General features: G+C 40.9%; 14 protein-coding genes and 1 riboswitch. Of the genes, 2 read left to right on the forward strand and 12 right to left on the reverse strand.

Annotation, left to right across the window (positions count from 1 at the left end; genetic code table 11):
* Nucleotides 1–3: 3 nt before the first annotated feature.
* Genes BUW93_RS11915 through rsgA form a run of 3 tightly spaced genes read right to left on the reverse strand, consistent with a single transcriptional unit; the run spans nt 4 to nt 3,373 of the window.
* The gene (locus BUW93_RS11915; protein ID WP_081211945.1) at nt 4–1,920 is read right to left on the reverse strand and encodes a DUF3857 domain-containing protein; all 1,917 of its coding nucleotides are present in this window, start codon (nt 1,918–1,920) and stop codon (nt 4–6) included.
* A gap of 53 nt (nt 1,921–1,973) precedes the next feature.
* The gene (gene dtd, locus BUW93_RS11920; RefSeq protein ID WP_081211946.1) at nt 1,974–2,426 is read right to left on the reverse strand and encodes a D-aminoacyl-tRNA deacylase; all 453 of its coding nucleotides are present in this window, start codon (nt 2,424–2,426) and stop codon (nt 1,974–1,976) included.
* On the reverse strand, nt 2,423–3,373 hold the full coding sequence (gene rsgA / locus BUW93_RS11925; RefSeq protein WP_081211947.1) for a ribosome small subunit-dependent GTPase A: 951 nt from the start codon (nt 3,371–3,373) through the stop codon (nt 2,423–2,425). The genes dtd and rsgA overlap by 4 nt, the downstream gene beginning before the upstream one ends.
* Nucleotides 3,374–3,460: 87 nt before the next feature.
* On the opposite strand from rsgA, the gene BUW93_RS11930 reads away from it, so the two are divergent.
* Nucleotides 3,461–4,108 (forward strand): hypothetical protein, encoded by a 648-nt coding sequence (locus BUW93_RS11930; protein ID WP_081211948.1) that lies wholly within the window; start codon nt 3,461–3,463, stop codon nt 4,106–4,108.
* Between the two features lie 70 nt (nt 4,109–4,178).
* On the opposite strand, the gene BUW93_RS11935 is transcribed toward BUW93_RS11930, so the two are convergent.
* Genes BUW93_RS11935 through BUW93_RS11950 form a run of 4 tightly spaced genes read right to left on the reverse strand, consistent with a single transcriptional unit; the run spans nt 4,179 to nt 8,103 of the window.
* Entirely contained in the window at nt 4,179–5,261 is a 1,083-nt protein-coding gene (locus tag BUW93_RS11935; RefSeq protein WP_081211949.1) for a bifunctional 3-deoxy-7-phosphoheptulonate synthase/chorismate mutase type II, read from the reverse strand.
* A gap of 24 nt (nt 5,262–5,285) precedes the next feature.
* Nucleotides 5,286–6,134, reverse strand: a complete 849-nt coding sequence (locus BUW93_RS11940) for a prephenate dehydrogenase (RefSeq protein WP_081211950.1) — start codon at nt 6,132–6,134, stop codon at nt 5,286–5,288.
* Complete coding sequence (locus BUW93_RS11945) at nt 6,134–7,279, reverse strand: pyridoxal phosphate-dependent aminotransferase (RefSeq protein WP_081211951.1); 1,146 nt, start codon at nt 7,277–7,279, stop codon at nt 6,134–6,136. Before BUW93_RS11945 ends, BUW93_RS11940 begins: the two co-directional genes overlap by 1 nt.
* Complete coding sequence (locus BUW93_RS11950; protein WP_081211952.1) at nt 7,276–8,103, reverse strand: prephenate dehydratase; 828 nt, start codon at nt 8,101–8,103, stop codon at nt 7,276–7,278. The genes BUW93_RS11945 and BUW93_RS11950 overlap by 4 nt, the downstream gene beginning before the upstream one ends.
* A gap of 372 nt (nt 8,104–8,475) precedes the next feature.
* Between BUW93_RS11950 and gldA the strand changes: the two genes are divergently transcribed.
* Nucleotides 8,476–9,372 (forward strand): gliding motility-associated ABC transporter ATP-binding subunit GldA, encoded by an 897-nt coding sequence (gldA, locus tag BUW93_RS11955; protein ID WP_081211954.1) that lies wholly within the window; start codon nt 8,476–8,478, stop codon nt 9,370–9,372.
* On the opposite strand, the gene BUW93_RS11960 is transcribed toward gldA, so the two are convergent.
* From BUW93_RS11960 to BUW93_RS14965, 5 genes are all read right to left on the reverse strand, one after another.
* Nucleotides 9,359–10,111 (reverse strand): head GIN domain-containing protein, encoded by a 753-nt coding sequence (locus BUW93_RS11960; protein WP_081211956.1) that lies wholly within the window; start codon nt 10,109–10,111, stop codon nt 9,359–9,361. The two genes, gldA and BUW93_RS11960, sit on opposite strands and share 14 nt — an antisense overlap.
* The gene (locus BUW93_RS11965) at nt 10,108–11,208 is read right to left on the reverse strand and encodes an acyloxyacyl hydrolase (protein ID WP_081211957.1); all 1,101 of its coding nucleotides are present in this window, start codon (nt 11,206–11,208) and stop codon (nt 10,108–10,110) included. Before BUW93_RS11965 ends, BUW93_RS11960 begins: the two co-directional genes overlap by 4 nt.
* Nucleotides 11,209–11,232: 24 nt before the next feature.
* Nucleotides 11,233–12,189 carry a methylenetetrahydrofolate reductase [NAD(P)H] gene (gene metF / locus BUW93_RS11970; RefSeq protein WP_081211959.1) on the reverse strand — a complete coding sequence of 319 codons (957 nt, stop codon included), beginning with the start codon at nt 12,187–12,189 and terminating at the stop codon, nt 11,233–11,235.
* Between the two features lie 65 nt (nt 12,190–12,254).
* Complete coding sequence (gene metH / locus BUW93_RS11975) at nt 12,255–14,933, reverse strand: methionine synthase (RefSeq protein WP_081211960.1); 2,679 nt, start codon at nt 14,931–14,933, stop codon at nt 12,255–12,257.
* Nucleotides 14,934–14,936: 3 nt separating this feature from the next.
* Nucleotides 14,937–15,953, reverse strand: coding sequence for a homocysteine S-methyltransferase family protein (locus BUW93_RS14965; protein WP_081211961.1), 1,017 nt, complete (start codon nt 15,951–15,953; stop codon nt 14,937–14,939).
* 48 nt (nt 15,954–16,001) lie between these two features.
* Nucleotides 16,002–16,109, reverse strand: a riboswitch (SAM riboswitch).
* Between the last annotated feature and the right edge of the window lie 54 nt (nt 16,110–16,163).

The raw sequence follows: 16,163 nt of genomic DNA on the forward strand, positions 1-16,163 counted from the left end.
AGGTTAGGTTTTAGTTGTCTTGAGTATCACGGCTTTCTGGTTATTATAGGAGTTAATCCTATTTAAGAAATTATAATAGGCTTTATAATTTTCAGGTTCCCAAAGCCCCTGGTTTATAATTAGTTTTCTTTCTACTTCCAGGGCAGGGCCGTCTTCGGCTTCGATCAGACTGGTTTGAATGAATAAACTCCCAAATTCATTTTTAAGTTCGACCTTTTCGGGAATAGATTCAATTTCAAAACCCTGCGGAAAATAATATCTGTAAGTATCAAAATAGCTTTCACCCCTGGCAATTTCAATGGGTGTTGTACGAGCCTCGTCCCGCGGAAGATTATACACCGTTGGACGTAAAAAATTTACCGGCAATAGCAATCGGTTTCCTGCCTTTCGGGAAAAGCTTTTCCCCTCGATCTCAAGCTTTTCCTGGAATTTCACTGAATCCCGATCATTAATGAAAGAAAGCTTTTGAATCTGAAAATCTCCCAAATACCCCCATTGCTCTTTATAATATTCCTTTTGATCCTTTTCTTTAATACTTGCTATCCCGTAAATTTTATCATAGGCAATCCCGCTTTTTTTACGAGTGATATCAGCGGTAAAATTCTTTTCATTCAAACGGATCTCTGCCTCAGTACGGGTTAGATTTTGGTTGGCGTCATAGGCTGGGGTCTTTACCAGTTCCCCACCTTCGGGTGTAAGTTTCAGCACATAACGATCGTCTGTAAATCTACCCAGAAAATCGAACGGAATACTCTGGCTGGTGCATTCCAACCAGATATCCTGGTCTTCCTGCGGGATGTTTAGTATAACGTGATTTCCCTGCATAGATGGGAATTCTGGGTCCAAATGTTTCCGGTCTCCCCCATATACAATGGTATAATAAGAAGGAATATTCTGGGATTCCAGTAAAACCCTGGTGTAATTGGTAAGTGCCTTGCAATCGCCATACCCCAACTCATCAACACTTGCTGCAGGCATAGGGACCCAACCTCCAATGCCTAGTTGAACGCTAATGTAGCGGGTATTATCCTGCACATACTGATAAATAATCTTCGCTTTTTCCCGGTCACTTTCAGCATTGGCAGTAAGTTTTTCGATCTTCTCTATTGTTTCCTGCGGAAGTTGGGCGTCGTGTTCCAGCAATTGCTCATACTGCCATTTCCCGAAATCCTTCCAGTTACTTCCAGAGCCTGGAACCCCCACCAGTGAAAACTCGTCAAGCGCCACCAGTAATCGTGGCTGAATCTGGCTTAAATTGGGACTTTGCTTTTCCGAAGTGAAGGCAGGAACATTACTAATTGCATAATTTAACCCGGTAGCAGTAGCCTCCCGTTCAACCTCAAGTCCATACATGTTCCTTTCCTCAAATCTAAAAGGTATAGCCTGGGGGTTTTTAAAAATATACCTGGCCTTTTCTATACTTAAATTATAAGTATCTAAAGGAATCCAGGAGGTTCGAAAAACTGTGGAATTGGTTTCATATTCTTCCTCAAAAACTACGGTATATGGATAGCCAACAGGGGTATAATTCAAATAGCTTATGCGGGAATCCCCATACATCTCACTACTGCTTAGATAGCTTCTATCCTCAAAATGGCGCTTTTTAAATTTTTGGATCTCTTCTCCCGAGGAGTTATAAACACGAGCCTGCTGGTCCAGGATTTTAATATTGTCTTTGTGGAAAGTGTATGCCTGGACGTGTTGATCCCCCTTTTCATTTAACACTGTAACCATTCGCCGGTTCTTTACCAGCATTTTATCTATCGAGAGAATATTGATCTCAGTGATTTCTTCCCGCAAAATAGCGTTAGCATTTGCCAAAAGTTCAGGCTTAAAAGTATTTACAGGGAGGTCCTGTGCGTGGAGCGGGGTTGCCAGGCTAACAAAAATTAGCTGCAAGGCTACTAAAATCTTGCGCATTTCTAATAAAAGGATTACTTAGAAACAGCAAGATAATAAAATTTTAACTTATTTTAACTTTTGTTTTTAGAATCCATTAAGATTGTAACCGGTCCGTCATTAATCAGTTCTATTTTCATATCGGCGCCAAATTTTCCTGTTCCAACCGGCTTTCCTAAGTTTTCTTCGAGAGTTTTTATGAATTTTTCGTAAAGTGGAATAGCCACCTCAGGTTTTGCAGCCTGAATGTAACTCGGCCTATTGCCTTTTTTGGTGCTCGCGTGCAAAGTAAACTGGCTCACAACAATTGCGTCTCCATCTATATCGAGGAGCGAATCATTCATAACACCCTCACTATCATTAAAAATACGCAGCTTCACAATCTTATTACAAAGCCACTTAATGTCTTCCCCCGTATCTTCATTCTCAATCCCGAGAAGGATTAATAGCCCATCATTGATTACTGCATTAATTTCGTGGTTTATTCTTACCGAGGCTTTTGTAACCCGCTGAAGTACTACTCTCATTCCTTTTTATAAATATCGGTTCTGTAATTATCCTCTTCGCCTTCCAGGATTTGCAAATAACTTTTATACCGGCTCCAGGCTATCTCCCCTTTTTCCAGAGCATCCTTTACGGCGCATTGTGGTTCCTCGAGATGCATACAGTTATTAAACTTACAATTTTGTTTTATTCTGAAAAACTCAGGGAAATAATTACCCAGTTCTTCCCGCTCAATATCTACCACTCCAAAACCTTTTATCCCCGGGGTATCAATAATTCTGGCATCAAAACTCAGGTCAAACATTTCAGCAAAAGTAGTGGTATGTTGTCCTTGTTTATGCTGGTCGGAAATTTCTGAAGTTTTTAAATTAAGACCTGGTTCCAGGGCATTTATCAAAGTAGACTTCCCGGTACCGCTATGGCCGGAGAACATACTGGTTTTCCCGAGCATCATCTCCTTTACTTTTTCTACATTCTTTCCTGTTTTTGCCGAAATGCCAAGGCATTCATAACCTACTTCGCGATAAAGGGCTGCCAGGTACTTTATTTCGACCAATTCATCTTCATTATAGGTATCAATCTTATTGAAAAGCAGTACCGCTTTAATGCCATAAGCTTCGGCAGTAACCAGGAAACGATCGATAAAAGTCGTGAAGGTAGGAGGGTTGTTTAGGGTGATAAGCAAAAATACCTGATCGATGTTTGAAGCAATAATATGAGTTTGTTTCGATAGGTTGACCGACTTCCTGATGATGTAATTCTCCCGCTCTTCTATCTTCTTGATAACCCCGATTACCTCTTCGGCTTTTTCTTCAACATCAAATCCCACCCTGTCCCCTACAGCCACGGGATTAGTGCTTTTAATTCCTTTTATTCGGAACTTCCCTTTGATGCGACAATCGTAATTTTTGCCATCTTCCCCTTTTACCAAATACCAGCTCCCGGTAGATTTATACACAGTTCCCTTCATTTATCTGCCAATAATTCTTAATAAAATTTTAATTATATGTTAAATTTTAACATATATTTGATACTCAGAAATCAAAACTATCTAATTATGAACAAATTTACTTTTAAATTATTTATTACGGGCATGATATGCTTTTTTGCTTTTTCCCTTAGTGCACAAACCCGGTTATATGAACACCCGCAGTTCGATGAGATTGCAAAAAATCATAAAAGTTTGGCAATTCTTCCCTTTGAAACCAGTGTACAATTAAGACCAAAGCAAATGAAGGAAATCACTGCAGCTCAACTTAAAGAAATGGCCCAAAGTGAGAGTCTGGCAATTCAAAACTCCATGTACACCTGGTTCTTAACCCGCCAGCAGCGTGGTAAACTTAGTTTGGATGTACAAGACCCTAAACGTACCAGGGTTATTCTTCAGGACAACAATATTACAGATCCTGCAAGACACACCCCCGAAGAACTCGCTGAAATTTTAGGGGTAGATGCGGTTATTTCAGGAAGCTTTGAAACCGACAAACCTATGTCTGACGGAGCTTCTATAGCTCTTGGATTATTAGTGGGCTTCTGGGGATCTACCAACTCGGCCACAGTGAATATGAGTGTAAATAATTCCGGAGATGGCGAACTCTTATGGAATTACAATAAGCGGGTGGCTGGTAGCCTGGGCAGCACCACCGATGCCTTGATCAATAAATTAATGAGGAAAGCCTCACGGCGCCTGGCTTATACCAAATAAAAATCAAACTTTTACAGGATTCCGGGTCTGAATCCTGTAAAAGTTATTTTTGGAAAACAAGCAGGTGTTTTTAAGCTTTCATGATCTTCTCCTGGTGATTGATAGATTCCTGGTGAACCGCTTTGAACAACCTAAGTATAAACTCCTCACTTAAACCGTACTGCTCCCCTTCAAGTACCATATTCCCAAGTATTTCATTCCATCTTTTAGTTTGAAGCACCGATACATTCTGTGCCTTTTTCACCTTTCCAATTTCGTCTGAAATTTTCATCCTTCTTGAGAGCAACTCAATCAATTGGTTATCGGCTACGTCGATTTGAGCTCTCAGGTTGCTGAGTTTATTCTGAAATTCCTCACTTTCTGAAACTTCTTTTCTAATCTTAAGATCTTTCATTATCTGCACCAGGGTTGCAGGTGTTATTTGTTGTGCCGCATCACTCCAGGCATCATCGGGTGTATGATGAGTTTCCACCATCAGACCGTCATAGTTCAGATCTAGAGCGGTCTGGCAAAGATCAAAGATAATATCCCTTCTTCCTGCAATATGCGATGGATCAAGAATTAATGGTAAGTCTGGGAATTTATTCTGAAGCTCGATAGCGATTTGCCATTCCGGGTTGTTTCTGTATTTCGTCTTTTCATAGGCTGAAAATCCACGATGAATCACTCCCAGGTTTTTAATATCAGCAGTGTGCAATCTTTCTACCGCTCCCAGCCAAAGAGAAAGGTCGGGATTAACCGGGTTTTTCACCAAAACTGTTTTATCGGTGCCCTTTAAGGCATCGGCGATCTCCTGTACAATAAAAGGAGATACGGTGGTACGGGCTCCAATCCAAAGAATATCTACATCATACTCAAGGGCCAGGTCTACGTGAGCAGGGTTAGCAACCTCTGTGGTAGTAAGCATCCCGGTTTCTTCCTTGGCTTTCTTCATCCATTTTAATCCAAGAGAACCAACTCCCTCAAAGTTTCCAGGTCGGGTTCGCGGTTTCCAGATTCCCGCACGAAGCACGGTAGCATCGGTATCTTTTAATTGATGCGCGATCTTCAAAACCTGTTCTTCGGTTTCAGCGCTGCAAGGCCCGGCGATTACCAGGGGATGATCTAACCCGAAATCGTCCAGCCATTTTCTCATTTCCTTCTTGTTTTCCATAATTGTAAAATTAATCTTTGAGTATTAGTTTATTCCGTTTAAAATCGATTTTATATGATTTGCACGTTGCATTTCACTATAAACCCCCTGAAAATCATCTTCTTCTATGAGATCTTTGAAGCGATTAAGATTAGTGATATATTCATTTAGGGTCTCCAGTACATTTTCTTTGTTTTGCTGAAAAATAGGCGTCCACATTTCGGGTGAACTCTTAGCTAATCTCACCGTAGAAGCAAAACCACTTCCCGCGAGGTCAAAAATATCCCGTTCGTTCTTTTCTTTTTCCAGGACGGTCTTGCCAAGCATAAAAGAGCTTATGTGCGATAAATGGGAAACATAAGCAATATGTTTATCGTGGGATTTTGGATCCATATACCTTATACGCATCCCAAGCCTTTGAAAGATTTCCAGCGCTCTTTCCTGCAGTTTGAAAGCTGTTTTTTCCACTTCGCAAATAATATTGGTTTTATTCCTGTACAAATTAGAAATCGCTGCCTCGGGACCAGAAAATTCGGTTCCCGCAATAGGATGTGCTGCGAGATAATTTCTTCTTCCAGGGTGATTTGCCACGGTTTTACAAATCCCTTCTTTAGTAGAACCAGCATCAAAAACAAGAGTGTTTTCATTTACTAGATCCAGGACCTGTTTTAATACGCCGGGCGCTACATCTACCGGTACCGCAAGGATGACTACATCTACTTGCTGAACATTTTCCAGGTCTACCTGGTGATCTATAATCCCAAGATCTTTGGCTCTGGTTAAATGCTCATTATTAGCATCACAACCATAAATTTGAGCCTCAGCAAAAGCCGATTTTATATCCAGCGCAAATGACCCGCCTATGAGCCCTACTCCAATAATTTGTACTTTCATTACATTACCCGTTTAATAGCTCTTTTAATATTTTCTTCAGAAGCACATAACGAAAACCTTACGTAGCCTTCGCCCATAGTTCCAAAGATGAATCCCGGGGCGGTAAAAATATTATGCTTTTGAAGCAGGCCTTCAACAAAAGCTTCAGAAGTAGAACCCTTTGGAACTTTAGCCCAAATAAACATTCCGCTTTGGTCTTTTTCCGGTTCACATTGCAATACTTTTGCAAGTTCCAGCACTTTTTCTTTCCGACTTTGATAAGTTTCATTGAGAGCAGAAAACCAATTCCCATTCATTCGCAAAGCCACCGCTGCTCCAGCCTGGAGCGGATAAAACATCCCACTATCCATATTGGTCTTTACTTTTAAGATAGTATTCAGGTTTTTCTCGCTTCCACAAACCATCCCTATTCGCCACCCCGCCATATTAAAAGATTTGCTTAGGGAGTTAAGCTCCAGGACCACTTCTTTGGCGTCTTCAGTTTGTAAAATGCTTTTCGGCTCATTATTCAGAATAAAACTATAGGGATTATCATTTACAATTAAGATATTATGGGTTTTCCCAAATTCCACGAGATCCCTGAATACCTGATCTGTAGCCGAAGCCCCGGTGGGCATATGTGGGTAATTCACCCACATTAATTTCACCTTGCTTAAATCCTTTTTTGCCAGCTGGGCCAGATTGGGCAACCAGTTTCCTTCAGCATTTAAATCGTAAAAGACCGCTTTTGCGCCAACAAGTTCAGTAACCGCAGCATAGGTTGGGTAACCCGGATTGGGAATCAACACTTCGTCACCCTCATTCAAAAAAGCCATCGTAATATGGGTGATACCCTCTTTACTACCCATTAAGGGCAAGATCTCCGTTTCGGCATCGAGGGAAACGTCATAATGGTTCTGATAAAATTCGGCAATTGCCTTTCTAAAATCGGCCGTACCTTTGTAGGGTTGATATTGGTGCGCTGCTGAATTCACCAAAGCTCCGTTTAGAGCCGTGATAACCTGTGGCGGTGGAGGCAGGTCAGGACTGCCAATCCCCAGGTTTATAATATCTTTTCCCGATTCCTGCATAGCACGTACCTCCTTTAGCTTAGAAGAGAAGTAGTACTCTTTTACCTGGTTTAACCTGTTGGCTTGTGCTATCATATCAAGCTGTTTTTATAGGTTCCTAATATTGTTAGTTGTTCGGTCATCACTTCAAGAATACCAACGGCTTTTAAAAATTCATCATAGTTTTCAAAAGTTACATCGATAAAAAATGAATATTTCCACGGGCTTTCAATAATCGGCATACTTTGTATCTTACTCATATCCAGGTTAAAATCCCTCAAAATATTTAATACCGAAACCAGACTTCCGCGTTTACTTTCCAGTTCAAATTTTAGCGAAGCCTTATCTATTTTATCACCATTGGGTTCTTTCTTTTTTGTACTGAGGATTAAAAACCGGGTGGCATTGCTTTTTTTGGTATGAATACTTTCTGCGAGAATTTCCAGTCCAAAAATCTGCGCAGCTGCTTTGCTGGCCACAGCTGCAATTTTGTGTGATTCCTTTTCTTTAATTCTTCTGGCAACCTCAGCAGTATCTGCATCTTCAATAAGTTTTATATGCGGGTATTGCTTGAAGAATTCTTTACATTGCAATAAAGCCATAGGGTGTGAATACACTTTTTTGATATCCTCAAGCTTTTGCCCGGGCAGCACCATTAAATTCATATCTATAGGAATATAATGCTCTCCCACCACCTGTAATTTATTTTCATCAATAAGTGCGTAATTTGGGAGTATAGAGCCCGCGATACTGTTTTCTATGGCCATCACTCCTTCTGAAGCATCGCCATTTACCAGGCTTTTTGATAATTCGGCAAAAGACATACATTCCAGCACCGGCACATCTTCCCGGTAATATTGCTGTGCCACCAAATGGTGAAATGACCCCTGAATACCCTGTATTGCTATTTTTCTTTCCATTCAAATTTTGCATAAAAAAAAGTCCCGATTTCTATCGGGACTTTTCTATATAATTTCTTCACTTAATTACATAACACTCCCGTTCCTATCTCTGAAATAGAAATAAAAATAAAAGAATGTGTTCCAGCGAATTAAGTTGATCATTGTTTCTTCCTTATGGGGCTAAAGTAGAATATAAATTCAGAATGAAAAACATTTTCCATAAAATTTTTATGCTTTTTATGGGGTTGCTTTTATTTTGCCGGATTTGTTCTTAAATCATAAAAACCGTGTTATTCCTGCACTTTTAAATTCCGAATTATGCAATCACCCCTATACTTTTACAAAGGTGGATTTTGTTTATAATTACCTATTTTTGAAAAAAGAACAACTATGTCTATTTCGGTAGAAGGAATCTCAAAATTTTACGGGGAACAAAAAGCCCTGGACAGCGTTTCCTTTTCGGTCACACGAGGAGAGATTGTAGGTTTTTTAGGCCCAAACGGAGCGGGAAAATCTACCCTGATGAAAATCCTTACCGGTTACCTTCCCCCTTCAGAAGGTGAAGCCTCGGTTAATGGCATTTCCCTGGAAAATAACCTCCACCAGATTCAGAAGAACATTGGTTATTTACCCGAGCACAATCCGCTTTATACCGAAATGTACGTTCGGGAATATTTAGAATTTAATGCGAAGATCTATAAAACCGATAAATCCCGGATTGAAGAGGTGATAGCACTCACCGGTCTTAAGCCCGAAGCTAATAAAAAAATTGGACAGCTCTCTAAAGGTTATCGCCAACGCGTTGGCCTGGCTACAGCCCTGCTTCACGATCCCGAAGTTTTGATTCTTGATGAACCCACAACGGGCCTGGATCCCAATCAACTGGTTGAAATACGTAGCCTTATTAGAAATATTGGTAAAGACAAAACCGTTTTCCTATCAACCCATATTATGCAGGAAGTAGAAGCTGTTTGCGACCGGGTAATTATTATAAACAATGGTAAAATTGTCGCCGATAAGAACCTCAAGGATTTACGGGCAGAAAAAGAACAGGCAATTCATGTTGAATTTGATTACCTGGTAGAACCGGTGGCTATTCAAAAAATCCCACATCTGGTTTCGTCAAAAAATATTGGCGGATTTGCCTGGGAGCTTACTTTCGACACAAAAAAAGATATGCGCCCTGTAGTTTTCGATTTCGCTCACGATAATGGCCTGAAAACCCTTCAGCTAAACCAAAAAACAAAAAATCTGGAAAGTTTGTTTGCTGAACTTACTCAAAAATAAGTCGGCCGGTATAATGCTCCTTCACCCTTACCTCGGACGGACGGTTTTTAGCGATCACATCCCCGAAACCAAAAATATCTCCCTTTATCGATTCCTGCGGATTGACAATTAATTTGTTGGTACCACGATGCATCAAATCGATATGCCCGGTTACCAGGTCGCCCGCCTCCAACCTGCCATCACCCGCGGCAAAGAAAAGATCCATCCTGTCTGCTTTTCCGGATAGAAAATAATTAGATACATTATCATTGGTAATTCGCAGTGAGTTAACTTCCAGTTTCAGAATAAAATCTCCGTTGGTATAAACATTAGGGTCTCTTTCCTGATTAAGGGATCTTAGCCAGATCTCAGGAAAATTTAGCACTCCCATACTTTCAATGGGTTGATGACTGCTATTTTGCAACCAGCTTAAAGTTGGGGTGGTGACGGTTACTTTTGTAAGTCCGTAATCCCGAAGGTAATTACAGGACTTTTCATTTCTAATATGAAGACGGTTGTCCAAAACCTCAACTGAAACGCCACTTAAAATATTTTTGCCGGTTTCTACAACTACTTTATGTTCAGATCCCTGTTGAATAAAAAGTTTTACATCGTCAAAGACATTGATCTCCTCAAATGCTGCAACCTCTATCTCTTCGGAAACGATCTCCCCGGCGGTCTGGATACAAGCCGGAGCGTCTTCAGAATCACAACTGAAAAAACTAAAAATCAGCCATATGATAAAAGGAAATTTTTTCATAACCTGTATCCAATTGAAAGTTCCACGGCTTCTGCATTGGCCCAATGGGAGCGTACGGTAATTGAAGCCCATAAATCTTCTGTAATTTTTCGCTGAAGGCCTATCCTGTTATAAACCTGCCCCACATAATTTTCGTAAGGAAAATACACATAATAGCCTAATTGGGTAATTACCGATAATTTATCGAAAACCAGTTGATGACCTGCAAAAAGCCCAACCCGTTTAGAATCTTCATCTCCACTGGTGTCTCCCTGCGGAAAGGCGATAGATTGATACCTGATTCGCTCTGCCATTGCTTTGGAGAGAAATAATTCAGTCCCAGCTTGTAGGGTACTTTTATGATTAATTACCTTATCGGCAAAAGCCGAAAAAGTAAGGAACGGGTATTGCTTAGAACCAATAACCCCCATCGTATTAACACCCCCACGAAGCACAAGATTTAAATGAACAGGCTCAGTATATTTTTCTCCTTTTATTTTCGGAGAATAAGACGGCAGATTATCGTGATCCAGGACATAATTTAATCCCAGATTCAATCCAACCGTATTGGTACTGGTATTGGGCGATTTAAAATCGGCATTTGAGTAATGGATTACTGAGAGCCCTGCCTGAAGCCCAAAACCTTTAATAATATTTTCCTTCTTGAGATTAGCCATCAAATAAGTGGTGCTGAGCAGTCGCGAACCATAGGCATTATTTCTGAAATTATCATCTGGATGATAAGGGTTTCCTGCATACGCCAACCCCTGCCCTATCCTGAACATCAGACTGCGTTTTAACAGATAAAAATTCATATGAACGTAAAGTCCGTAATTCTTACCTAAAGCAGGTTCTTTCATATCCTGATAAGTAAAGGAAACGCCTACATCGGGATAATTATACCGCTTCTCCCAATCTTTAAATCCGAAGCTTTTTTTATTGAATCCGAGAATAAAAGCCCTGGGATGACCTGTAATTAAATGAGCGATATCAGTATTATGCTCGACGATAGTTCCGTAAAAATAACTTGCATCAACAGAATAATGATTTCCCCCGGAATCCTGCGCAATTAGGCTCAGACCTGCAAAAAGAAAGATAAGGGCAGTAAATTTCTTCATTAAACGCAAATGTATGCCAATATTTTAGAAAACTGCCTGAGCTATTTTCTGAATATTGGTGCTTTTTCCCATAGAATAATAATGCAGGACTGGTACCCCGGCAGCAATAAGCTCCTTGCTTTGATAAATTCCCCACTCTACTCCAACTTCCCTCACCTCTTTGTTATCCTTACATTTTTCCACCTCATGAATTAATTCTTCAGGCATATCTACATGAAAGCGATGAGGGATTACACTAAGCTGGCGCTTGGTTGCTATAGGTTTTAATCCCGGAATAATGGGAACAGTAATCCCATGGAACCGGCATTTCTCTACAAATTCGAAATATTTCTGGTTATCGAAGAACATTTGGGTGACCACATATTCAGCACCGGCTTCCACTTTTTCTTTAAGACGTTTAATATCCTTATCCAGGCTTGGGGCTTCCATATGTTTTTCAGGATATCCTGCTACGCCAACACAAAAATCGGTATTATGTCCTTTTTCCATTACGTCATCGAGGTATTTTCCCCGGTTCATATCTCCAATCTGTTCTACAAGGTCTTTAGCAAAATGGTTTCCCTCTTTTTCGGGAGTGAAGTAAGTCTCGCTTTTTACTGCATCCCCTCTTAGAGCCATCACATTCTGAATTCCAAGAAAATCCAGATCGATTAAAAAATTCTCAGTATCTTCTTTGTTAAAACCACCACAAAGAATATGTGGTACCGCATCCACTGCGTATTTACTCTGAATCGCAGCACACATACCTACTGTCCCCGGTCTTTTCCGCACTATTTTCTTCTGCAAAAGCCCGTTGCCCTGGTCAGAAAAAACATATTCCTCGCGGTGATAAGTGACATCTATAAATGGAGGTTTGAACTCCATTAAAGGATCAATCCCATTATATATAGACTGGATATTCTGGCCTTTTAAAGGCGGTAAGATTTCAAAGGAAAATAAGCTTCTGTCTTTAGCGGCGTTTATATGTTCGGTTATTTTCATAAATTCTCTAAAACTTCATTAATTCTATTAAAGGTAAATTCTGGGGAAAGGAATGTTCAATAAATTTAATCGGCAATGTTTGGGTTTAGCCATTTTTCTGCTTTTTCTATAGAAATCCCTTTCCGCTTTGCATAATCTTTCACCTGGTCTTCCCTAATCTTTCCAAGACCAAAATACCTGGCTTCCGGATTAGCGAAATAATATCCGCTAACGCTTGCTGCCGGCCACATCGCGAGGCTTTCGGTGAGTTTCACCCCAATTCTTTCTTCTACTTTTAAAAGCTTCCAAATACTCAGTTTTTCCAAATGATCAGGACAGGCTGGATAACCCGGAGCAGGGCGAATCCCTTTGTAGCTTTCATTAATAAGCTGTTCATTGTCCAGATCTTCTTCAGGGGCGTAACCCCAATGCCTAATTCTTACCTGTTTATGAAGATATTCAGCAAAAGCCTCTGCCAATCTATCGGCAAGAGCTTTAATCATTATCGAATTATAATCGTCATGATCTTTTTCAAATTTATTTGCCATTTCCTGAGTCCCGAAACCGGTAGTAACGCAAAAGCAGCCCATATAATCCTCCACTCCCGATTCTTTTGGGGCGATGAAATCGGCCAGGGCGAAATTGGGCTGTTCCCCATGCTTTTTTAATTGCTGACGGAGGGTCCTGAAAAGGAAAGTTTTTTCTTCGGATTGCTCTTCATACCGAATTTCTATATCATCATCCTTCACGGTATTTGCAGGAAACAAACCAAAGACCGCTTTAGCTTTCAACAACTTTTCCTCGAAGATTTGCTCCAATAAATGTCGGGCATCAGAAAACAAAGATTTGGCCTGCTCCCCTACTTTTGCATCATCCAGAATAGCCGGATATTTCCCGTGTAGGTCCCAGCTTCTGAAAAAAGGACTCCAATCTATAAAAGACTCTAGTTTTTTGAGGTCAAAATCTTCAATAACCAGAATACCTGGCTCTTTTGGCGCAACAATTTCAGAGGATTCCCAGTCTATTTTAAACTTATTCTGTCTGGCTTCTTCTATACTCAAAAAAGATTTCACCTTACTGCGTTTCTTAAAATTCTTTCTGAATTTATCGTATTCCTCCTTAAGATCCCTCATATATTTTGAACGGGTACTATCCTTAAGTAGATCACCCACAATGGTTACCGCACGGGAAGCATCGTTAACGTGAGCCACGGCATTCCCATACTGCGGATCGATTTTTACGGCCGTATGCGCCTTTGATGTTGTTGCGCCCCCAATGAGTAACGGTACCTCAAAATTCTGCCGTTGCATTTCTTTTGCCAGAAAAACCATTTCATCAAGAGATGGGGTTATAAGTCCGCTAAGGCCTATCACATCAACCTTCTCTGCTTTTGCAGTTTCGATGATCTTCTCAGGTGGCACCATCACCCCCAGGTCAATAATTTCATAATTATTGCATCCCAGCACTACGCTTACGATATTTTTACCAATATCGTGCACATCGCCTTTTACGGTAGCCATAAGAATTTTTCCGGCAGACTGTCGCTTAGCCGAGGTATCTGCTTCTATAAAAGGTAAAAGATATGCTACGGCTTTTTTCATAACTCTGGCCGATTTCACCACCTGCGGAAGAAACATTTTCCCGCTACCAAAAAGATCGCCTACCACGTTCATCCCAATCATCAAGGGGCCTTCGATAACTTCAATGGGTTTATTGGCCTGTTGTCTGGCTTCTTCAATATCTTCAAGGATATAGGTATCTATTCCTTTCACCAGGGCGTGGGTAATTCGTTCCTGCAGCGGGTTTTTTCTCCAGGAATGATCAATTCTGTTCTCCTTTTTTGAACCTACCACCTTTTGAGCAAAATTGAGCAAACGTTCGGTCGCATCTTCACGCCGATCCAGGATAACATCTTCCACGTGCTCCAGCAGGTCTTTTGGGATTTCATCGTAAACCTCCAAAAGTGAAGGATTCACAATTCCCAAATTCATCCCGGCCCTAATCGCATGATATAGAAACACCGAATGCATCGCCTCCCGCACCGGATTATTCCCGCGGAAGGAAAACGAAACATTGCTAACTCCCCCACTCAAACTCACGTGTGGCAGATTCGCCTTTACCCAACGAGTGGCTTCAATATAATCTATCGCATTTCTTTTATGTTCCTCCATCCCGGTTCCTACCGGAAAAATATTGAGATCGAAAATGATGTCTTCGGGAGGAAATTTCACTTTGTCAACCAATATCTCATAAGAACGTTTTGCAATTTCAATGCGGCGTTCATAATTATCGGCCTGGCCAATCTCATCAAAGGCCATTACGATTACCGCAGCCCCGTATCGTTTAATTTTTTTGGCGTGCTCAATAAATTCGGCTTCTCCTTCTTTTAAACTGATGGAATTCACTACGCATTTCCCCTGTACTACCTGCAAGCCGGCTTCAATGATCTCCCATTTAGAACTATCTATCATAATGGGCACGCGGGCAATATCGGGTTCAGCGACAATTAGATTAAGGAATTTCACCATAGCCTCTTTCCCTTCAATGAGGCCATCGTCCATATTTACATCGATAATTTGAGCACCATTTTCAACCTGTTCCCGTGCTATTACAAGGGCCTCCTCAAATTTCTCTTCTTTGATTAACCTTAAAAATTTTTTCGATCCGGCCACATTGGTTCGTTCCCCAACATTTACAAAATTGCTTTCAGGAGTGATGACCAAAGCTTCCAACCCAGATAAACGAAGTATTCTTTCTTCTACCATAATTTATACGCTTTCCGGATTTTCGAATTTATCTCTTGGCCTGGGTTTAAAATCTTTGGCGATTTCAGAGATTGCCCTGATATGATCTGGCGTGGTACCACAGCACCCTCCCAGGATATTTACAAGTCCTTTTTCTAAATATTCTCTTATTTGATCTGCCATTTCTTCTGCATCCTGATCATATTCCCCAAAGGCATTGGGAAGACCCGCATTTGGATAAGCAGAAACGCCGGTTTCAGCATAACGGTTTAAAACTTCAAGGTGCGGGGTAAGTTGCTTTGCCCCCAAAGCACAATTAAAGCCTATACTTAATAGAGGAATGTGTGAAACGGAGATCAGAAAGGCTTCTGCCGTTTGGCCGGAAAGGGTTCTCCCCGAAGCATCGGTAATCGTACCACTCACCATTACCGGAATATCTAAAGCAAGCTCCTCTTTTAGTTCATCTATAGCAAAAAGCGCTGCCTTGGCATTTAAGGTGTCAAAAACCGTTTCGATTAGCAAAATATCCACCCCTCCTTCAATTAAAGCTCGCGCCTGTTGTTTATATGCGAGCCTAAGTTCATCAAAAGAAATAGCTCTGAAGCCGGGATCGTTCACATCGGGACTCATACTGGCGGTCTTATTGGTGGGTCCCATGGCACCGGCTACAAATCGTGGTTGCCCCGGTTGTTTCGCAGTCATTTCTTCCGCTACTTTTTTGGCTATTCTGGCCGATTCATAATTCATCTCATAGACCAGATCTTCCATTTGGTAATCGGCCATAGCTATAGTAGTTCCGGAAAAAGTATTGGTTTCTATGATATCGGCACCCGCTTCAAAATATTTACGGTGTATGGAGGCGATCGCCTCCGGCTGTGTTAAGGACAAAAGATCATTATTACCCTGCAACGACACTGGCCATTGGGAAAAACGTTTTCCACGGAAATCTTCCTCCGTGAATTTATATTCCTGAAGCATAGTGCCCATAGCACCATCCAGGATTAATATTTTATGTTTGAGTTGTTCTTCTAATTTTGACATAATTTTGTAATAAATCACTATCAAAAAAAGAAGCGGGAAAAGAGTCTTTTGTTATCTATCTGTGCTTATGCAAAGTAGAAGGTAGCACCTTCTCCCATTACAGGAGGGTTGCTAAGGTTTCATCGGGTCTATTCCCTCAACCTTTCTTGATAACGATGTAAATTAATGAACTTGGACCGCCAAATATCGGTCATACTTAATCCAATTCCA

Origin of the sequence: Salegentibacter sediminis, assembly GCF_002078605.1 — a bacterium.
Classification (GTDB): domain Bacteria; phylum Bacteroidota; class Bacteroidia; order Flavobacteriales; family Flavobacteriaceae; genus Salegentibacter; species Salegentibacter sediminis.